This window comes from Aequorivita sp. CIP111184, assembly GCF_900489465.1.
GTDB lineage: Bacteria > Bacteroidota > Bacteroidia > Flavobacteriales > Flavobacteriaceae > Aequorivita.
Map to the genome: position 1 here is coordinate 473321 of NZ_UEFQ01000024.1, position 19493 is coordinate 492813.

Below are 19493 nucleotides of genomic sequence, written 5' to 3' on the forward strand. Positions count from 1 at the left end.
AAAAATGCCAGATGTAAATCTGGCATTTTTTTTTACTGCAAACTGCTAGTGAACAAAGCTTACTGAATTTTTGCTTCATTCCAAAAGACATCCATCTCTGCTAGCGTCATATCTTTTAAAGACTTGTCCATTTCCTTGGCCTTACTTTCCAAATATTGAAAGCGCTTGATGAATTTTTTGTTGGTGCGTTCCAATGCGTTTTCGGGGTTCACTTTTAGAAATCGCGCATAGTTTATCATTGAAAAGAGAACATCCCCAAATTCTGCTTCTATTTCATCTTGATTATTTTCGTTAATTTCGTGTTGTAGCTCGCCCAATTCTTCCTGCAATTTTTCAAAAACTTGCTGTGGTTCTTCCCAATCAAAACCTACGCCGGCCACTTTATCTTGAATCCTGCTCGCTTTCACCAAAGCTGGCAATGATTTTGGAACACCTTCCAAAACACTTTTTTTGCCCTCTTTGAGTTTTAAATTTTCCCAGTTTCTTTTTACTTCTTCTTCGTCAGCCACTTTAACGTCTCCATAAATATGTGGGTGACGTGAAATTAATTTCTCACAAATATCATTACAAACGTCGGCGATATCGAAATGGTTCGTTTCGCTCCCTATTTTTGCATAAAAAACAATGTGGAGCAAAACATCCCCCAGTTCATTTTTCACTTCATTTAAATCTTTGTCTAAAATAGCATCGCCCAATTCATAAGTTTCCTCAATGGTCAAATGGCGTAGTGTTTCCATGGTTTGTTTTTTGTCCCAAGGGCACTGCTCGCGCAATTCGTCCATAATTGTTAATAATCTATCGAAGGCTTTTAGTTGGTTCTCTCGGGAATTCATTTTGTTGAAATTTTTATAAACAAAGCTACTGTAAATGCAATTGGTTATAGAAATGATTTATTAAAAACCATTAACAAAAAATCCCGAGAGCCAAAACTTTCGGGATTTGTAATATTTATAAAAATTGAATATTAGGTTTTACGTGAAGCTGCATTTTTTGTAGAACCGCCTTTCTTGGTTGAGGAAGCTTTAGGATTTGCTGTTTTAAGTGCAGCAGATTTTGGAGCAGTAGTTTTTTGTGAAACTGCCTTTTTTGCAGTTTCTTTTTCCTCTTCCTTGGTTTCTTCTTTTGCTTCAGAGAAATCGGTAATACCGTTTTTTACAAGCATATTATACCATTGCACAACTTTTTTAATATCACTTGCATAAACACGGTCTTCGTCATAATCTGGCATTACGCTAAAGAAATACTCCTCAAGTTCCTCTTTGGAAGCTTTATGGCCTATGGTTTCTTTACCGCCTTCTTTTTCAGAAATCTTTTCGAACACTTTACGAAGTGGAACTTCTTCCGTCAATGTATAGATAGCAATTTCAGAAAGCAAGCTTACGTTATGCCTACCACTTACATTTATGGTCTTTCCGTCCAAAAGTGATTCTGCAAGGAATCCTGCACGGGTCTGGTTTTTTAATTTATAAAGTCCGGGTTTGCCGGCAATGGAAAGCACTTTTTCTAAGCTCATAAATTACTTTTAAAATTTTTAACAGTTGCAAATATCTTTGGTTTGGTTAATAAAAACAAGCGAGTTAACGTTTCTTTTTAGCATTCGGAAATTTCATGCGGTATTCTATACTCACATTACCTTTTGAAATGTTGGTCAACTTACCTTTAATCAATCTTTTTTTCAACGGCGAAAGCTTATCAGTAAAGAGAATCCCTTCAATATGATCATATTCATGCTGAATTATTCGCGCCACCATCCCGCTGAACGTTTCTTTCTGTTTTTCAAAATTTTCGTCTTCGTATTCAATAACGATATTTGGCTGACGGAAAACATCTTCACGCACGTCCGGAATGCTCAAACAGCCTTCGTTGAATGCCCATTCATCACCAGATTCCTCAAGAATTCGCGGATTGATGAAAACTTTTTTAAAGGTTGAAACAAATTTTTGTTCTTCTTCCGAAAGATCTTCATCATCCGCAAAAGGTGTTGCATCCACAATAAAAAGGCGAATGGGTAAATTTACCTGAGGTGCGGCAAGACCAATACCACGGGCTTCATACATGGTTTCAAACATATTTTCCAGCACCGCATCAAATTTTGGATAATCTTTGGATATTTCTTCGGTCTCTTTTCGTAATACGGGATCTCCGTAAGCTACAATGGGTAGTATCATCTAACTATTTATTATATAAAAACTCTTGTAAAATTATTGTCGCACTAATCTCATCAACAAGCGCCTTGTTCTGTCGTTGCTTCTTCTTCAAGCCGCTATCAATCATGGTTTGAAAAGCCATTTTACTGGTATAACGCTCATCAACACGCTTTACAGGTAAGTCGAAAAAAACTTCAGAAAATTTCTTTAAAAACTTCTTAATTTCTTCTTCAATGTTGGAATGGGTGCCGTCTTTTTGTTTGGGCTCCCCTACTAAAACCAGTTCCACTTTTTCAGAAGCGATATATTTTTTCAAAAAATCCATCAATACAGGAGTAGCCACCGTAGTTAAGCCAGAAGCAATTAATTGCAGCTCATCAGTGATAGCAATGCCTGTGCGCTTGCTTCCGTAATCTAGTGCTAAAATTCTTCCCATACCAAATGCAAAAATAAGGGTTTCGGAAATAGTATGCTACAATTGGACAGTTATTTGGAACGGAGGTTTTATATTTGTGAAAAGATGCTATATGGCTAATACCAGATAACAGATTTAAAATAGAATTTAAAGTACTTATATATTATGACCGAACTACAACAAACCATAGAAAAAGCTTGGGAAGACCGTTCCCTACTCACCGAAACCGAAACCATCGTCGCCATTCGCGAAGTGGTAAACCTTTGCGACGAAGGCAAACTGCGCTGTGCTGAACCAACCGCTGATGGTTGGCAAGTAAACGAGTGGGTTAAAAAAGCAATCGTGTTGTACTTTCCCATCCAAAAAATGAAAACGCTTGAAGCTGGTATTTTTGAATATCACGACAAAATTCCGCTAAAATCTGGTTACGAAGCCAAAGGTATTCGCGTAGTACCAAATGCTGTTGCACGACATGGCGCTTACATTTCTAAAGGTGTAATTTTAATGCCAAGCTACGTAAACATTGGTGCTTATGTGGATGAAGGCACAATGGTGGACACATGGGCCACTGTGGGCAGTTGTGCACAGATTGGCAAAAACGTTCACCTCAGCGGCGGCGTAGGCATTGGCGGGGTATTAGAACCGCTACAAGCTTCCCCTGTAATTATTGAAGATGGTGCCTTTATTGGTTCACGTTGCATCGTTGTTGAAGGTGTTCGGGTTGGCAAAGAAGCTGTTTTGGGTGCTAATGTAGTACTAACCGCTTCCACAAAAATAATAGACGTTACTGGTGAAAACCCAGTTGAAGTTAAAGGGTATGTTCCTAAACGCTCTGTAGTAATTCCTGGAAGTTATACTAAAAAATTTCCTGCAGGCGAGTTTCAAGTACCCTGTGCCCTGATTATTGGTGTGCGTAAAGAAAGCACTAATTTAAAAACCTCTTTGAATGATGCTTTGCGGGAGTATGGGGTGGCGGTTTAGAAGTATTTTAACGCTGCATAACTAAATTGAAAGGCTTTGCTCGGTAGTCTGAAATATTGATTTTACGCTAAATTTGAAGTAAAAATATATAACTTCTCATTATAACGTGAATAAATAAAACAGTTGTATTTATTCGCTATTGGTAATAATTATCGGAATTGCATATAGCCCAAAGTTATTAACCAATATCGTAGTGAAAGACGGATTTTACATTTTTGAGACTTACTCAATTGTAAGCCAAAAAGAGGAATTTAAAATTTCAAAAACTGATATTAGCGAAATATTATATAGAAACACTCTTTATATTCTGATTTTAAAATATAACGGAACTAATGGTATCATGAGTAAAAAATTAGCTCTGAATACTGAACCTTGGAGCGATCTGAATTCTGAGATAAGCCGAATAAAAAAAACTATTTTCAATAATGTATAATCTTTCATTTCCGCCGCCGCAACTTCTTACTATTAATCTTCTTCTGAAAAATCCGACTGTAATGCAACATCAGTTCATAAGTTCCATCAATAGGCTTTTTATAAAGCTTGGCATATTCTTCAGCCATTACTTTCATCATCGTTTTTGAAAGCCATAATCTACGGAAGTTGTGCATACGTGCATTGAAATCCATTGGCTCAAAACGCATACGATTTAGGTCTATTAAATAGAATTCATAATTATCATTTCCGTGATCCATTATCAGCGTATTTCCAGGAGAATGGTCCAAGAAATTCACGCCATTTTCGTGGAGTTTAAAGGTGAATCTCGTGAACTGTCGTAAAACCTCGTTCCTTTTTTTAAATTCAGGATTATGAATCAATTCCCGAAAATCAAAATCGTAGTTAATGTGCTCACTTACATAAAAACTCTCCCGCAATCCTCCCGAAAACATTTCTAAATATGCAACGGGAAAAGGTGTTTTTATATCTAATTCAATCAATTTTGAAGCATACTCAAAAGATCGTTTCGCCTTGCTTTTCCGAATAAATTCATAAACCAAAGCTTGAAAAACATTGGGAGTTTTAAATTTCTTAATATTAAAGGAGATTCCTTCCAGCTGCACCATTTTTATAACATTCCGGTCGCCCTTGGTCACATATTCGCCTTTTTTGGAAAAATTATGAAGCACATCCCCTAGCTTTGCAGCTAGGTGTGTATAATTTGGGTGAATAACAAAATTCTCGCGCATTTATAAAAAAGATATATTCAAAAAAGGTATTTTGCGAAGGTAATCTATATGAAGAAAATACTAGTAATACAAAACAAAAGAATTGGCGATGTACTAATCAGCTCTGTAATTGCCGAAAACATTAAAAAAGTGTTTCCAAAAAGCGAAGTTACCTATTTTGTGTATGATTATACAATAGGCGTATTGGAAAACAATCCTTTTATAGATCGCGTTATTTCGGTAAAAGAAAAGGAACTGAAGAAATTTTCGAAGCTTTTACAGACCATTTCAAAAATAAAAAAGGAAAATTACGACATCATTTTTGATCCGTATTCCAAGTTTCAAAGTAGAATGATCTGTCTTATTTCTGGGGCGGAATATCGTATCGGTTTTAAAAGAATAAAAAAGAAATTACGTCTTCCGTTCTATTCGCATCCCTTCAATTATATTCCAAGTCATACTATGTTCTGCGGCAAAGCCATTGAAAATAGAATAAAATTAGTACAATCGGTTTTTCCGATTGCCAAACCTGCTGATGAACCCTTAATTTATTTAACCGAGGAAGAAAAAAAATATCATCTTCCCAATAACGAAAACCTTCCCGTAATTATGCTTGGGGTTTTGGGCAGTACACCACAAAAATCTATGCCCTACCCTTACGTGGCGGAACTGATAGATTATGTTGCCGAAAGTTATAACGTGAAAATACTTTTCAATTATGCTCCAAATCAAAAAGATGAGGCATTAAAAATTTATGAGCTGTGCAAAAACAAAGCACAGATAGATTTAAATATTTATGAAGATTCTATCCGGGGTTTTATAAAATTGATGAACAAATGTGATATGCTTATTGCTAATGAAGGTGGAAGCGTACACATTGCCAAAGCGCTACACAAACCTACTTTTACTGTATATTCCCCCTATATTGAAAAAGAGGATTGGAGTAGTTTTGAAGATCATATCCAGCACGAGTCTATCCATCTTTTAGAAGAAAAACCCGATTTATACACAGATTTTACACGGGAAGAAAGAAAAAAAATAGAGGAAAACCCTTCCGTAATGTACAACGAACTTACTCCAGCATTAATTTTTGAAAAACTGAAACCTTTTCTGGCCCATCATTTAAAAAAGGCAAAAAAATAGCAACGGAAATTTTTCGGACAATTATACCACTTCCTTTTTCTCAATTCCGTATTCAGTCCAAATACTTTTGTTCTTTTTGGTCTGTTTTCTAATTGCCTTGTTTTTCACAATCATATCGTCAGTTACATATCCGCGCGGATGATCTAAATGGATAGTTACCGTGCTATAGCGTATCTGCAATGGTTTTATACCTTTGTTCATAAGGCGTTCGCCAAGCTCGCGGTCCTCACCTCCGTATTGCATCCGTTCGTCAAAACCATTTACAGAAAGAATATCCCTACGCCAACCCGAAACATTGTTTCCGTCCCAAGTAGGGCTGGTAGGGGTTATTGCGTTAAGAAATTTTTCTTTTGTCTCGTTGGAGGTAAGCTTGTTTATTTTGAAACTTCTTTTTAGACCTTGTTTCACAAGCCATTTTGGATCAAAGCAGTCACGGGAAACTATATCTTCTTTTGTGATTTTATTTGAAAGTTCCATTGGAAGTTTCAAATAACCCGCTGAAAGAAAACAATCTGGCTTTCTGTGTTTTTTATGGGTTTCCACAAAATCATATTTTGGAATGCAATCTCCATCAGTAAAAATAATATACTCCCCTTTGGAAGCTTGAATAGCTTTATTCAATATCATTGTCTTCCGAAATCCTTTGTCTTCCTGCCAAACGTGTGATATTTTTAGAGGAGAGTTCTTTTTAAAGGTTTCTATCATTTCCAAAGTGTCTGGAGTAGAACCGTCATCTGCAATTACTATTTCAAAATCTTTTTCGGTCTGATTTTCAAAACCCCACAAGGCCTTTTTTAACCATTCTGGTTGATTATATGTACTTACAATTACAGATATGGATGGCATTTTTTGAATTCCATGTTCTGTCCAAAACCGCTCGCTTTTTTTTGTATCCTTCCGGATAGCAAGATTGCGCTCCAAAGATTCTTTGGTTTTATATCCACGGGCATGGTCCAGATGTAAGCAAATAGCTTTGTGTCTAATCTGTTTTGATTTTAACCCGTAATTTTCAAGTCTCTCGCCCAGTTCTCTATCTGGACCACCATATTGCATTCGCTCATCATAACCGTTTATTGCTAAAAGATCTTCCTTAAAAGCAGAAGAATTACAATTATTGAAACTGGCATTGGTGGGAGTTATCAAATCCAAAATAGTGGCAACTGTTGGGCCTGAATTCAATTTTAAGCTTTGTGTTCCCTTTAGCCTGTCGTGCTGTTTCAGCCACTTCACATTAAAACAATTTCCTGTTTCAATATCTTCTTTGGAAATTGCTTCACTGGTTTTCATTGGCAACTTACAATAGCCACCAGAAAGGAAATATCCCTTTTCGGCAAATTTTGCATGTACCGAAACAAAATCTTTGCGCGGAATACAGTCGCCATCCGTAAACAAAATATACTCATATTTTGATTTTGTAATAGCATCGTTGAGAATACGCTGCCGGCGGTAGCCTTGATCTTCATGCCAAATATGACGTAGTGGCACAGTATATTTTTTCTGAAAAGATTCAATAAGCTCGCGTGTTTCGGTTTTTGAACCATCATCTGCTACTATTACTTCATAATTTTCATAATCTTGATACATATAGCCTTCCAGCACTTTTCTCAACCATTCTTCCGAATTGTAAGTACTTATTATTACTGAAATTGATGGCATGCTCATGAAAATATATTTTGTGCAAAGATAATCTTATTTGCTAATTTTGCGAATATGGTAAATCTTTCGGTAATAATTCCCACTTTCAATGAAGAAGCTTTTGTAGAAGAAGCACTTAAAAGTATTTCTTTTGCTGATGAGATTATTGTGGTGGATTCCTTCAGCACCGACAAAACTCCAGAGATTTCCAAAAAATATGCTACCAAATTTCTGCAACGCAAGTTTGACAATTTTTCCAACCAGAAAAATTTCGCATTAAAAGAAGCCACTGGAGATTGGGTGCTTTTTTTGGATGCCGATGAAAGAATTCCGCAAAAATTAAAGGCCGAAATCCTTACAACCTTACAGCACCCAAAGCACGATGGTTATAAACTAAATTTCCCCCACTATTTTATGGATCGCTTTCTGTATCATCATAGCGATGATGTTTTACGCTTAGTAAAACGTGAAGGCGCAAATTTTACTGGGCTTGTCCACGAAAAACTAAATTGTACAGGTTCTATAGGCAAGTTGAAAGCTATGGTTGAGCACTACACCTACAAAGGACTGCAAAATTACATATCAAAAAAAGAATCGTATGCATGGTTTCAAGCGGAACAACTTTTTGCAAAAGGAAAAAAAGTTACGTGGGGACATCTTTTAATTAAACCCACTTTCCGCTTTATAAAATCTTACATTATTCGTGGAAGCTATAAAGATGGAGTTCCCGGATTAACAATTGCAGCAATAAATGCCTATGGTGTTTTTTCAAGATATGTGAAACTGATGCTTTTGCAGAAAGGAATTCGTTGATTATTGACTGATTAAAAAATCTTCCCAAACCTAATTTTCTGCCGAAACTTTAGCATTGAAAATTCTCCTTTCACGTCTATTCGTTCTATTTCAAAAGGTTTTTTAAATGGAAAATGATTTATTCGGTTGCCAATGCGCGCTCCAAATTGAATTCCATTTTGCGAAAGATTTTTTTTAAAAATTTCATTACTTCTTTTCTCTTTCGGAAACTTCCCAAAAGGATACGCCAAAACAGGTGAAAAATTCAACTCATTTTCAGAAACAAATTCCAAACAACGTCTAGTATCTGCTTCAATTTCGGCATTGGAAAGATCGGTGTATTTTTTATGGTAAAAGGAATGAAAACCGAGCTCCACAATTTTTGGATCGATTAATTTCAATTGATCGGAAGTCATTATTTCCAACAAAGAAGTATTCCAACTGTCGGTTTTTCCCAAAAAGTCCAATGGCACAAAAAAAGTAGCTTTCAGCTTGTATTTTTTCAGCAAAGGAAGTGCCAATTCCAGTTGGCTTACATAGCCATCATCAAAAGTGATGACTATATTTTTTGCGTTGGGCAAGATTTTTAATTCTTGCAACTCCTTAAAATGATAGGTTCTGTAATCGTTATCGGATAAATACTTAAATTGTTTTTCAAGGTTTTTGGTAGAAATAGTTAAACCCTTTCCCTCTTTAACGGTAACGTGGTGGTACATTAAAATAGGAAGTTTCGCCATAACGGTTTTCGAGTTTATAGCTGTAAAATTATTACTTTTACACAAACTACAAGCTGTTTTTGGAAAACCCTGTAAAAATTACCGCTCTTGCCATTACCCTCAACGAGGCGCACAATATTGAAGGCTATATTAAAAGCCTTTGGTTTGCAGATGAAATTGTGGTTGTTGATTCATTCAGTAACGATGAAACGGTGGCTTTAGCTTCAAGGCACGAAAAAGTTAAGGTGCATCAACGCGTTTTTGACAATTTTTCAGCACAAAAGAATTTCGCCATTTCAAAAGCGAAAAATGATTGGGTCACTTTCTTTGATTTGGATGAGGAAATAACACCCGAACTCGCAAACGAAATTTTGGAAACCTTTAAAAACCCAACTGCTGTTGCGTATTTAGTAAAAAGAGACTTTTATTTTATGGGCAAGCGTATAAAATACAGTGGCTTGCAGAATGATTATATTGTGCGTTTTTTCAACAAAAAGTATTGTCTATATAATGCAAATTTAGTTCACGAAACTTTGGAAACTGACGGAAAAACCGAAAATTTAAAAAACAGTCTACCACATCATACTTATAAATCTTTTGATGATTATACCGCAAAAATGCATCAATACAGTGCGTTGCAAGCGGAAATGCTTTTCAAAAAAGGAAAGAGGCCTAATTATTATCATTTTTTGTTCAGACCTTTTTACAGATTTTGGAACCAATTTATTTTCCGTTTGGGTATTTTAGACGGGAAAGAAGGGTTCATTTTGGCGTATGTGAGCGCTTTTTCCGTGTTTAAGAGATATGTGAATCTTTGGCTTTTGCACAAAAAATTGAATTGAAAATATATGAAGGGAAACCACAAAATAGCAATCATCTTTCTGGATGAAATCCATCATATTTACCATTTTACAAGTATTGCCGTAGAGCTTTCAAAAAACAATGAAGTTCATTTACTCACCCATCCCGGAAAACAGGAGTTTCTTTATAAAACCTTAAAAAATCTCAATGGCGAAAATGTAATTGTAGAAAAACTACAAACCTCACTTTTTAGAGCCTTTACCGACAAGTTAAAAAATAGAAAACTGCCGCGTAAAGGGTTTTGGGTGAAGAAACACCAAAATTATATACTCAATAATTTTGATGCCGTTATTTTCACGGATTATTTTCACCATTATTTATTGGAAGCCCGCGGCCAAAGAAATAAACCTAAGTTTATTAAAGTTCCGCACGGATTGCCCGGAAGAGGATATAGCTATAATAAAGAGCTTCTTGATTTTGATTTTCAATTGTTATATGGCAATTTTCACGTTGAACAAATGGAGGAAAAAAAATTATTATCAAAGAATTGGGCCGTTGCCGGATTTCCCAAGTTAGACGTAATAGAAAAATCGAATATTGAGCCTATATTTTCTGATGAAAAAACAACAGTAATTTACAATCCGCATTTTGAGCCCGCACTTTCTTCGTGGCCTTTAATAGGTTTGGAAATTCTGGAATTCTTTTATAATTCAAAAAAATACAACCTTATCTTCGCACCACACATCAACCTTTTCAATAAACTTGGGGTTGACAATAATTCTACAGTTCCCGAAAAATATTTTACTGCAAAAAATATACATATTGACTTGGGCAGTGAAAAAAGCGTGAATATGGCCTATGTGAACGAAGCTGATATTTATCTGGGCGATGTATCCAGCCAAGTATTTGAATTTATAATAAATCCAAGACCCTGCATATTTCTCAATCCTAAAAAGGTGAAGTTTAAAGGCGACATAAATTATCGTTTTTGGAGTTGCGGAAAAATAATCAAAAAAGTGGGCAAGTTGCCAAAAGCGCTTAAAAAAGCCCCGAAACAATTTAATAAAAAATACAGAGAGATTCAGCAAAAAATGAACTCAGAGAATTTTCATATTGAGGAAGGATCTACTGCTTCACAACTTGCTGCTACTGCGATAACTGAATATTTGGACAGAAGTCTATAAATATTTAGTAATTCCATTCTCACAACGTTTCACTTTGTTTTTCTGTGTTTGTAACTGCAAGGAATCGTTAATCTCAAAACGGCTTTGGTCTTTAACCAAATGCCAAATGTGATAAATAATACCGCGGTACCGCAAGCGTTTCCCCATTACACCAGAGTTCAATAGGCGAATAACCATTTCAGAATCTTCCCTGCCCCACCCTTCAAAATCTTCATTATAGCCGTTAATAGCTATAAAATCTTTTTTCCAGAATGATAGATTGCAGCCGCGCAACTTTGTGGAAAGCTCATTGCTGGCTTTATAAGTACTACTTAAAATCGGGATCCGCATCGCCCGTGTGCGTTTTTTTATGCCTTTTGAATAAAAACCGAAATTTATGGTTCCCCTTTCAAAAAGCTCTTTTAAAAAACCTTGTTGGATGTTTACGCGACTCCCAAAAAGAAACTGATTATTTTCTGCCATTTTTTGATGATCCTTCACAAAATCTGAATGCATTATACAATCCCCGTCAATCTGCACAATATAATCGCCCGCAGCAACCGCAATTGCTTTATTTAAGATTTTTGATCTTCTAAAACCTTTATCCTCATGCCATACATGAACAACTTTGATGAGCGTTTTCATTTTAAAATTTTCAATCAATTTTTTAGTTTCTTCCTTTGAACCATCATCAGCGATAAGTATTTCAAATGGCTGAACACTTTGCCTTTCGGCACTTTTTAGCACTAAGCCCAGCGCTTCGGGCCAATTATAGGTTGAAATTAACAATGAAGTTTTCATTATAAGCTAAATTTTCCTCAAATATAGCCAATTAATATAACCAGCTTTTGCAATAAAGTTTAATTGAATTCGTCAAGGATTTTAAGTGTTTTTTGAAGTACTTTGCACTTTTAAACGTGAAGCCGTATGACACAAGAAGACGAAATAAAAAATCTGGTAACCATCCTTAAACGAGGAGGAATAATACTTTATCCAACAGATACCGTATGGGGAATAGGCTGTGACGCCACAAACTATCAAGCGATTGAAAAAGTTTTTCAACTAAAAAAACGCGCCGAAAGTAAATCTATGATTTGCTTGGTGAGCGATTTTAAAATGCTCAACCAGTATATTGAAAATGTGCCAGAAGTAGCCTACGATATTTTGAAGTATGCTAAAAAACCCACTACAATAATTTATGATCGCCCGCTTCATGTGGCAGAAAACCTTATTGCCGAAGACAATTCATTGGCCATTCGTGTAACCAAAGATGCATTCTGCAAGAAACTAATTCAAAAATTCAGAAAACCTATAGTTTCAACATCTGCAAATTTCAGCAGTGCAAAAACTCCACAAAGCTTTGCCGAAATAGACCCTTTAATTTTGGAAGGAGTGGACTATGTTGTAAATTTGCATCAGGAAAAAAAATCAGGAAAACCCTCTGCCATTATTAAGTTGAAAAATGATGGTTCGGTAAGGGTAATTCGACAATAAAAAAATGCCACAATACCCAACAGCACTTCAAAATCCCGTTTTTAGAACTATCTCAAAAGCTTCCAAAAATCTAAATATGGAAAGCTATGTAATTGGCGGTTACGTTCGCGATTTTCTATTGAAACGAGGCGAAGCAAAAGATATAGACATAGTTGCCGTTGGAAGCGGAATAGATTTAGCTGAGGAAGTTTCAAAATTATTACCCGGAAAACCAAAGGTTTCAGTCTTCAAAACCTACGGCACCGCAATGCTTAAAAGTGGAGGAATAGAACTGGAATTTGTTGGGGCTCGAAAAGAATCCTACTCTGAGGAAAGCCGAAATCCTGCAGTTGAAAACGGTACTTTAGAAGACGACCAAAACCGCCGTGATTTTACAATAAACGCTTTAGCCCTTAACTTGAGTGATAACAATTTTGGAGAGTTGCTCGATCCCTTCAACGGTATTGAAGATCTTCAGAAAAAGATAATCAGAACACCGCTCGATCCAGACATTACCTATAGTGACGATCCATTGCGTATGCTTCGTGCCATTCGTTTTGCATCGCAATTGGATTTTATAATTGAAAAGGATTCTTTGCAAGCAATTACCAGAAATGCTGAACGCATTAAAATCATCTCCAAAGAACGTATTGTAGACGAGTTGAACAAAATTTTGCTTTCAGAAGTTCCTTCAAAAGGATTCGGTCTTTTGCACAAAACGGGATTACTCCCTTTTATTTTACCAGAATTGGTAGCACTGCAAGGCATTGACGAAAAAGAAGGTCAAACGCATAAAGACAATTTTTGGCACACACTAGAAGTTGTTGATAATATTTCAAAAGCAACAGACGATCTATGGCTACGCTGGGCAGCATTACTACACGATATAGGAAAAGCACCGACGAAACGATTTGACAAAAAACTGGGCTGGACCTTTCACACGCACGAATTTGTGGGTGCAAAAATGGTTTATAAGCTTTTCAAACGCTTGAAAATGCCACTGAACGAAAAGATGAAGTTCGTCCAAAAAATGGTTTTAATGAGCTCCCGTCCTATTGTTTTGGCGAGCGATGTAACTGATAGTGCCGTACGCCGATTGATTTTTGACGCGGGTGAAAATGTGGAAGATCTAATGACGCTTTGTGAAGCTGATATTACAACCAAAAATCCAAAAAAGTTTAAGAAATATCACGCTAATTTCCAATTGGTGCGCGATAAAATTGTGGAAGTGGAAGAACGCGATCAAGTTCGAAACTTTCAGCCGCCAGTAACCGGCGAAGAGATTATGGAAACCTTCAACTTAAAACCATCTCGCGAAATTGGTATTATAAAAGACGCCATAAAAGAAGCAATCCTTGAAGGCGAAATTCCCAATGAATATGAAGCCGCAAAAGAGTTTATGTTGACGAAAGGAGCGGCCATTGGACTTAAGTCAATTAAATAATAAGCAGTAGCAGTGTTCAGTAAAAAATAATTGTATCAACAGTGAAAGACAACAAAAAAGTAATCTATTGGCTCCTCACAGGATGTTTCATGATTTTTGTGATGGTGGTAGTAGGTGGTATCACGCGGCTTACCCATTCTGGGTTATCAATTTCCAGTTATAAACTTATTTCAGGTACGCTGCCGCCTTTAAATGAAGCACAGTGGATTGCGGAATTTGATCATTACAAACAATTTCCCGAATACCAAAAACTGAACAATCATTTCAGTTTAAAGGATTTTAAGGATATTTATTTCTGGGAGTGGTTTCACCGCCTGTTGGGCAGACTTTTGGGCGTTGTTTTCATCATTCCTTTTTTATATTTTTTACTGAAAAAACAACTCACTAAACCCACCATAAAAAAAGCTATAATTTTAATGTGCCTAGGTGCATTTCAAGGATTTTTGGGCTGGTATATGGTTAAAAGCGGCTTGGTAGACAGACCCGATGTGAGTCACTATCGGCTCGCAATGCACTTAACCACAGCATTTATAACTTTCTCTTATACCTTTTGGGTGGCGATGGATTTAATCTATCCTGTAAAAAAAGAAATAAATAAACACATCCGAAACATCATCCGCTTTGGAATGGCAGTCCTGCTCATCCAAATTATTTGGGGTGCTTTTGTGGCAGGGCTTGATGCCGGTTGGATTCATAACCATTGGCCACTAATGAATGATGGTGAATGGATGCACGAAACCGTTACAACGGAGCAAGTCCCGGTGTGGAAAAATTTTGTGGAAGGCAAAAGTGGTGTTCAGTTTGTTCACAGATATATGGCTTATGCTGTAGTGGGAATCATTTTCTTTATATGGTACAAAACTCGAAAATTACAGCTCACCTTACCACAGAAAAACGGAATAAATGTATTATTGCTTTTGGTTTTGGTACAGTTCACTTTAGGCGTTTTCACGCTTATACTGCAAGTGCCCGTAGTTTTGGGAGTTTTGCATCAAGTAACCGCATTTTTCCTGCTTGCCGCAATGACTTTTGTTTTACATAGATTCAGCAAATAATACTGAAAAAACAAAAATTTCAAGACCTAAAAAGAGGTATAAAATTGTAACTTTGCAAACTAAAATTTTTTAAAATGATTTACCGTTTCAGAATAATCCTCGACACTCACGAAGACGTTTTCCGCGACTTAGAAATAGAAGCTTCAGCCACATTGGAAGATTTTCATAATGCCATTACCCAATCCTTCGGTTTTGATGGGCAGGAAATGGCTTCTTTTTACACGAGTAACGATTTATGGGAAGAAGGCGAGGAAATTTCTCTTTTTGATGTTAGTGATGAACCAGGGAGTATTCGCATTATGGGCGAAACCCATTTGGAAGATGTTGTGAACAAAGAAAAAACCCGTCTCCTTTATGTGTACGATTTTTTGAATATGTGGACGTTTATGGTGGAGCTTGCCGATATTGCCGAAGCTGAAGCTGGCCAGATATATCCTAATTTAATGTATTCCCACGGTCAAATTCCAGAAGAAGCTCCAGAAAAAGAATTCACTTCAGAACCTATTGAAGATGAAGACGATTTTGATGAAGAGTTTGACCTTGACCCAGAAGATTACGACAATCTCGATTTTGACGAAAATTGGAATTGATTTGATTGAACGTTAATGGTTCATGATCGCCAAAACAGACTCACAAATTCACTTATTCACAAACTTACTAATTCACACTTAAAGAATGATAAACCTTTTCAGTACCCACATTGAATCCCTTTCCATACACCGAGTGGGTAACAAAAGTAGAAACGAAGCTATTTTTCTTTCTGAAAAACCTTATAAAACGGACGATGAGCTAACACCTTTGCTGAAAGAATTCTTCTTAAAACCGTTTAGAGATAAAGAGGAAAATTATTTTCATTTTTCCCATGAGGCAGATTTGGAGTTTCATGAGTTGTACAACAGCGCAAATAAAATTTTTGACAATCCGCAAGATATCCATGAAGAGAGCAGAAAAATTGCTACTTATCTTTTCAATCAATCCGAGCATCCTCATATAAAAAGTGGTGAAGTTTATATAGCATATCTAGAAGGTGTTCAGTTGGACAATTTGAAAATGGACGCTATCGGAATTTTTAAAAGTGAATTGAAGCAGGATTTTCTTCAGTTTTCTGAAGAAGGAAACCAGTTGGATGCGATGTTGCAACACGGTGTGAGCCTTAATAAATTGGATAAAGGCTGTATTATTTTCAATTCAAAAAAAGAGGAAGGCTATAAAATACTTTCTGTTGACAGTAATCGTTACGATGCCCGTTATTGGCTGGAAAGCTTTTTAGGAGTGGAAGCTTTGGCAGATGATAATTTTTACACAAAAAAGTATTTAAAATTCTGTCAGGATTTTGCGAAAGATGTTGTTTTACCTGCCGAAGATAAAAAGCAGGAAGTAATGTTTATGAACCGTGCTGTAAACCATTTTGCCAAAAACGACAATTTTGAGGAAACTGCTTTTATGAACGAAGTAATTGACAATCCAGATTTGTTACCTGAATTCCGTCATTACAAAAGTGAAAAAGCACCAAAATACAGTATTGAAGATTTAACCTCCTTCCCTATTGCAAATACCGCCGTAACTGCTGCTAGAAAAAAAATAAAAAATGTAATAAATCTAGATACAAACATTCAGATAAAACTAGATTTCATCAATCCGGAAAGTGCCGAAAAATTTGTAGAAAAAGGCTGGGATGAAGAAAAGCAGATGTATTATTATTTGGTGTATTTCAACAAAGAAGAAAAAAGCTAACAATTACTAATTATTTTTTTAATGAAGACAAAAGGTTTTATTTTATTGTTTTTTGCAATTTTCCTTTTGAATTCGTGTAGCGTTGATAAATGTGACGTGGATTGTAATTCCGGACCATTGGAATTGGATTTTGAACTTTTAAATAAAGCTACTGGTGAAAATCTATTTACCAATGGCACATTTGATCCAAACGATATTGATGTTTTAGATTTGGACAACAATAATAGTAGTGTACAATTCACCTTCAACTCTGAAAATGATATAAACATCATCAACTTAGGTCCATTCGGTTGGGAAACAAATATTGCAAATTATTTTTTGAAAGTAGGTGATCGCGATATTTTTACATTACATGTTGATGCAGAAGAAAAAACAGAAGATTGTTGCTCTTTTGTGCAAGTAAATAAACTAGAAATTACAAACGCAAGTTTTGAGCTAAATCCTGAAACTGGGGTTTATGAAGTTTTAGTGGAGCTATAAAAAACTTTCAGCTTTCAGGATTAGGTACTGTAATCCGCTAATGGCAATTGTCCCAAAAGCAATTAAGTGTTCCCTAGAAATTAATTCCCCACTTCGCTGATGAACTTGATACGGTACAATCGTAATTCCTCTTCATCATAATCTCCATCAAACTCGTCTAAGGCTTCCTCTATTTTATCAGATTTTGCTTCTAAGAAATATTCATGGATTTCTTCCTGTTGGTCTTCATCCAACACTTCATCAATCCAATAATTTATATTCAATTTAGTTCCGCTGTAAACAATAGCCTCCATTTCCTTTATAAACTCAGGCATTTCAAGGCCTTTGGCGTTTGCAATGTCGGGTAAGGATAACTTCCGATCCACATTTTGAATAATATATAATTTTAGTGAACTGTTGGTACCTGTAGATTTTACCACAAAATCTTCCGGACGGATTATTTCGTTTTCTTCAACGTAATCTTGGATGAGTTTCAAGAAAGTCTTTCCATATTTTTTTGCTTTCCCCTCACCCACTCCATGGACATTGGAAAGTTCTTCCATTGTTACTGGATATTTGAGAGCCATATCTTCCAAAGAAGGTTCTTGGAAAATAACAAACGGCGGAAGATCTAAATCGTGCGCCACTTTTTTAAGCTCAGCCTTTAATAGCTTGAAAAGATTTTCATCTACAATATCTCCTCCCTTACTTGCTGTAACAATAATGTCATCATTGGCATCTTTAAAGGAATGGTCTTCGGTCATCATAAATGAGGTGGGCGATTTAATGAATTTCTTTCCCGAATCCGTCAAATGAATTACACCGTATGTTTCAATATCTTTCTTTAAATATCCTGCAACCAAAAGTTGGCGAAGTAGTGCCATCCAATAAGGCGCATCGTGATCTATACCAGAACCAAAATATTCCTGCACATCTGTGCGGTGTGATTTAATAAGGGCGTTTACCTTCCCTATTAAAACATTTACAATTTCCTTACTTTTATATTGCTCGTTGGTTTTGGAAACTACTTCCAAAACTTGCTTTGCGTCATCTTTTGCTTCGTGTTTCTTTTTGGGGTAGCGCATATTATCATCCATCATGCCTCCATCGCCAGTTTCATTGTCAAATTCTTCCCCAAAATAATGAAGGATAAATTTTCTGCGAGACATAGAAGTTTCTGCAAAACCAACTACTTCCTGTAAAAGTGCATGGCCAATTTCCTGTTCGGCAACTGGTTTACCGCTCATAAATTTCTCTAGCTTTTCAATATCCTTATAACTGTAAAAGGCTAGGCAGTGACCTTCGCCACCGTCTCTTCCTGCACGTCCGGTTTCTTGATAATAGCTTTCAATACTTTTTGGAATATCATTGTGAATTACAAAACGGACGTCAGGTTTATCTATCCCCATTCCAAAAGCAATGGTTGCAACAACAACATCCACGTCTTCCATCAAAAACATATCTTGATGTTTTACCCGAGTTTTGCCATCAAGACCAGCATGATATGGTACCGCTTTTATACCGTTTACCTGTAATGCTTGGGCCAGCCCTTCTACCCTTTTTCTGCTTAAACAATAAATAATACCACTTTTACCATCGTTCTGTTTAACAAACCGAATGATGTCAGAATCTACGTTTTTAGTCTTAGGCCTTATTTCATAATATAGGTTAGGACGGTTAAAGGAAGCCTTAAAGGTATTGGCATCCTGCATATTGAGGTTTTTAAGTATATCTTCCTGTACTTTTGGAGTTGCTGTAGCCGTGAGCCCAATAATTGGAATGTCGTTGCCTATACGTTGAATAATGCTTTTAAGATTTCGGTATTCCGGCCTAAAATCATGTCCCCATTCGCTAATACAATGGGCCTCATCTATAGCCATAAATGATATTTTCTGTGTCTGTAGAAAATTCACGTACTCTTCTTTGGTGAGCGATTCAGGAGCTACGTAAAGTAATTTTGTTATTCCACTAGCAATATCGCTCTTTACTCTTTTTACTTCTGTTTTATTAAGAGAAGAGTTCAGAACATGTGCAATTCCTTCGTCTGAAGAGAGGGAGCGCAAGGCATCCACTTGATTCTTCATTAGTGCAATAAGGGGTGAAACAACAATTGCCGTCCCTTCCTGCATAAGTGCGGGAAGTTGATAACAAAGCGATTTTCCACCGCCAGTGGGCATAACCACGAATGTATTATTACCGTTGAGGATACTTTTTACAACTTCTTCCTGAAGGCCTTTAAAGCGAGTGAATCCAAAATATTTTTTCAGGGCTGCGTAAATGTCAATCTCTGCCACGCTGCTTGGGTTTTTAATGAACAATTCAGTTTTAGTCAACAATACATTGTTTTACTGATTAACAATTGTAATTTTGCA

General features: G+C 36.3%; 20 protein-coding genes. 11 read left to right on the forward strand and 9 right to left on the reverse strand.

The genetic code is table 11. The features are described 5' to 3' along the window. Positions 1-59: 59 nt before the first annotated feature. The 4 genes from mazG to ruvX all read right to left on the reverse strand — a co-directional run bounded on the left by mazG (position 60) and on the right by ruvX (position 2583). The gene (gene mazG / locus AEQU1_RS11480) at positions 60-833 is read right to left on the reverse strand and encodes a nucleoside triphosphate pyrophosphohydrolase (protein ID WP_111881255.1); all 774 of its coding nucleotides are present in this window, start codon (positions 831-833) and stop codon (positions 60-62) included. A 131-nt stretch (positions 834-964) separates the two neighbouring features. After that, positions 965-1513: a DUF5606 domain-containing protein gene (locus AEQU1_RS11485; RefSeq protein ID WP_111881257.1), complete on the reverse strand. Its 549-nt coding sequence runs from the start codon at positions 1511-1513 to the stop codon at positions 965-967. Between the two features lie 64 nt (positions 1514-1577). Further along, entirely contained in the window at positions 1578-2168 is a 591-nt protein-coding gene (gene def, locus AEQU1_RS11490) for a peptide deformylase (RefSeq protein ID WP_111881258.1), read from the reverse strand. 4 nt (positions 2169-2172) lie between these two features. Beyond that, positions 2173-2583, reverse strand: a complete 411-nt coding sequence (gene ruvX, locus AEQU1_RS11495; protein WP_111881260.1) for a Holliday junction resolvase RuvX — start codon at positions 2581-2583, stop codon at positions 2173-2175. A gap of 144 nt (positions 2584-2727) precedes the next feature. On the opposite strand from ruvX, the gene AEQU1_RS11500 reads away from it, so the two are divergent. Then, positions 2728-3543 (forward strand): 2,3,4,5-tetrahydropyridine-2,6-dicarboxylate N-succinyltransferase, encoded by an 816-nt coding sequence (locus tag AEQU1_RS11500; RefSeq protein WP_111881261.1) that lies wholly within the window; start codon positions 2728-2730, stop codon positions 3541-3543. 437 nt (positions 3544-3980) lie between these two features. On the opposite strand, the gene AEQU1_RS11505 is transcribed toward AEQU1_RS11500, so the two are convergent. Then, a complete protein-coding gene (locus tag AEQU1_RS11505) occupies positions 3981-4727 on the reverse strand; it encodes a lipopolysaccharide kinase InaA family protein (RefSeq protein ID WP_111881266.1) in 747 nt (248 codons plus the stop codon). 48 nt (positions 4728-4775) lie between these two features. On the opposite strand from AEQU1_RS11505, the gene AEQU1_RS11510 reads away from it, so the two are divergent. After that, entirely contained in the window at positions 4776-5849 is a 1074-nt protein-coding gene (locus AEQU1_RS11510) for a glycosyltransferase family 9 protein (RefSeq protein WP_111881268.1), read from the forward strand. A gap of 21 nt (positions 5850-5870) precedes the next feature. On the opposite strand, the gene AEQU1_RS16335 is transcribed toward AEQU1_RS11510, so the two are convergent. Beyond that, complete coding sequence (locus AEQU1_RS16335) at positions 5871-7511, reverse strand: glycosyltransferase family 2 protein (protein WP_111881269.1); 1641 nt, start codon at positions 7509-7511, stop codon at positions 5871-5873. 48 nt (positions 7512-7559) lie between these two features. Here AEQU1_RS16335 and AEQU1_RS11525 point away from each other — a divergent pair, with 48 nt between their 5' ends. Beyond that, the gene (locus AEQU1_RS11525) at positions 7560-8297 is read left to right on the forward strand and encodes a glycosyltransferase family 2 protein (protein WP_111881271.1); all 738 of its coding nucleotides are present in this window, start codon (positions 7560-7562) and stop codon (positions 8295-8297) included. Between the two features lie 11 nt (positions 8298-8308). Here the strand turns inward: AEQU1_RS11525 and AEQU1_RS11530 are convergent, their stop codons facing one another. Continuing rightward, on the reverse strand, positions 8309-9013 hold the full coding sequence (locus tag AEQU1_RS11530) for a polysaccharide deacetylase family protein (protein ID WP_181566758.1): 705 nt from the start codon (positions 9011-9013) through the stop codon (positions 8309-8311). A 59-nt stretch (positions 9014-9072) separates the two neighbouring features. On the opposite strand from AEQU1_RS11530, the gene AEQU1_RS11535 reads away from it, so the two are divergent. Together AEQU1_RS11535 and AEQU1_RS11540 are read left to right on the forward strand one after the other, a co-directional pair. Next, positions 9073-9834 (forward strand): glycosyltransferase family 2 protein, encoded by a 762-nt coding sequence (locus AEQU1_RS11535; RefSeq protein WP_111881273.1) that lies wholly within the window; start codon positions 9073-9075, stop codon positions 9832-9834. A gap of 6 nt (positions 9835-9840) precedes the next feature. After that, the gene (locus AEQU1_RS11540; protein WP_111881275.1) at positions 9841-10977 is read left to right on the forward strand and encodes a CDP-glycerol glycerophosphotransferase family protein; all 1137 of its coding nucleotides are present in this window, start codon (positions 9841-9843) and stop codon (positions 10975-10977) included. Here the strand turns inward: AEQU1_RS11540 and AEQU1_RS11545 are convergent. Then, positions 10972-11757, reverse strand: a complete 786-nt coding sequence (locus AEQU1_RS11545; protein ID WP_111881276.1) for a glycosyltransferase family 2 protein — start codon at positions 11755-11757, stop codon at positions 10972-10974. The genes AEQU1_RS11540 and AEQU1_RS11545 overlap by 6 nt on opposite strands. A gap of 126 nt (positions 11758-11883) precedes the next feature. Between AEQU1_RS11545 and AEQU1_RS11550 the strand changes: the two genes are divergently transcribed. From AEQU1_RS11550 to AEQU1_RS11575, 6 genes are all read left to right on the forward strand, one after another. Further along, entirely contained in the window at positions 11884-12450 is a 567-nt protein-coding gene (locus AEQU1_RS11550) for an L-threonylcarbamoyladenylate synthase (RefSeq protein WP_111881278.1), read from the forward strand. A gap of 4 nt (positions 12451-12454) precedes the next feature. Beyond that, positions 12455-13873, forward strand: coding sequence for a CCA tRNA nucleotidyltransferase (locus AEQU1_RS11555; RefSeq protein WP_111881279.1), 1419 nt, complete (start codon positions 12455-12457; stop codon positions 13871-13873). 41 nt (positions 13874-13914) lie between these two features. Beyond that, entirely contained in the window at positions 13915-14928 is a 1014-nt protein-coding gene (locus AEQU1_RS11560; protein ID WP_111881281.1) for a COX15/CtaA family protein, read from the forward strand. A 74-nt stretch (positions 14929-15002) separates the two neighbouring features. Further along, positions 15003-15518 (forward strand): IS1096 element passenger TnpR family protein, encoded by a 516-nt coding sequence (locus AEQU1_RS11565; protein ID WP_111881282.1) that lies wholly within the window; start codon positions 15003-15005, stop codon positions 15516-15518. A gap of 85 nt (positions 15519-15603) precedes the next feature. After that, positions 15604-16662, forward strand: a complete 1059-nt coding sequence (locus tag AEQU1_RS11570; protein WP_111881285.1) for a nucleoid-associated protein — start codon at positions 15604-15606, stop codon at positions 16660-16662. Between the two features lie 21 nt (positions 16663-16683). Next, positions 16684-17142 carry a hypothetical protein gene (locus AEQU1_RS11575; RefSeq protein ID WP_111881287.1) on the forward strand — a complete coding sequence of 153 codons (459 nt, stop codon included), beginning with the start codon at positions 16684-16686 and terminating at the stop codon, positions 17140-17142. Positions 17143-17222: 80 nt separating this feature from the next. Here the strand turns inward: AEQU1_RS11575 and recQ are convergent, their stop codons facing one another. Next, complete coding sequence (recQ, locus tag AEQU1_RS11580) at positions 17223-19454, reverse strand: DNA helicase RecQ (RefSeq protein WP_408730906.1); 2232 nt, start codon at positions 19452-19454, stop codon at positions 17223-17225. Positions 19455-19493: the final 39 nt, after the last annotated feature.

Coding starts and splice junctions, on each gene's coding strand:
- AEQU1_RS11525 (WP_111881271.1), top strand. CDS start 7,560: ATGGTAAATCTTTCGGTAATAATTCCCACTTTCAATGAAGAAGCTTTT.
- AEQU1_RS11485 (WP_111881257.1), bottom strand. CDS start 1,513: ATGAGCTTAGAAAAAGTGCTTTCCATTGCCGGCAAACCCGGACTTTAT.
- AEQU1_RS11570 (WP_111881285.1), top strand. CDS start 15,604: ATGATAAACCTTTTCAGTACCCACATTGAATCCCTTTCCATACACCGA.
- AEQU1_RS11575 (WP_111881287.1), top strand. CDS start 16,684: ATGAAGACAAAAGGTTTTATTTTATTGTTTTTTGCAATTTTCCTTTTG.
- AEQU1_RS11550 (WP_111881278.1), top strand. CDS start 11,884: ATGACACAAGAAGACGAAATAAAAAATCTGGTAACCATCCTTAAACGA.
- AEQU1_RS11540 (WP_111881275.1), top strand. CDS start 9,841: ATGAAGGGAAACCACAAAATAGCAATCATCTTTCTGGATGAAATCCAT.
- mazG (WP_111881255.1), bottom strand. CDS start 833: ATGAATTCCCGAGAGAACCAACTAAAAGCCTTCGATAGATTATTAACA.
- def (WP_111881258.1), bottom strand. CDS start 2,168: ATGATACTACCCATTGTAGCTTACGGAGATCCCGTATTACGAAAAGAG.
- AEQU1_RS11505 (WP_111881266.1), bottom strand. CDS start 4,727: ATGCGCGAGAATTTTGTTATTCACCCAAATTATACACACCTAGCTGCA.
- AEQU1_RS11530 (WP_181566758.1), bottom strand. CDS start 9,013: ATGGCGAAACTTCCTATTTTAATGTACCACCACGTTACCGTTAAAGAG.
- AEQU1_RS11510 (WP_111881268.1), top strand. CDS start 4,776: ATGAAGAAAATACTAGTAATACAAAACAAAAGAATTGGCGATGTACTA.
- AEQU1_RS11545 (WP_111881276.1), bottom strand. CDS start 11,757: ATGAAAACTTCATTGTTAATTTCAACCTATAATTGGCCCGAAGCGCTG.
- AEQU1_RS11500 (WP_111881261.1), top strand. CDS start 2,728: ATGACCGAACTACAACAAACCATAGAAAAAGCTTGGGAAGACCGTTCC.
- AEQU1_RS11565 (WP_111881282.1), top strand. CDS start 15,003: ATGATTTACCGTTTCAGAATAATCCTCGACACTCACGAAGACGTTTTC.
- AEQU1_RS16335 (WP_111881269.1), bottom strand. CDS start 7,511: ATGAGCATGCCATCAATTTCAGTAATAATAAGTACTTACAATTCGGAA.
- AEQU1_RS11555 (WP_111881279.1), top strand. CDS start 12,455: ATGCCACAATACCCAACAGCACTTCAAAATCCCGTTTTTAGAACTATC.
- ruvX (WP_111881260.1), bottom strand. CDS start 2,583: ATGGGAAGAATTTTAGCACTAGATTACGGAAGCAAGCGCACAGGCATT.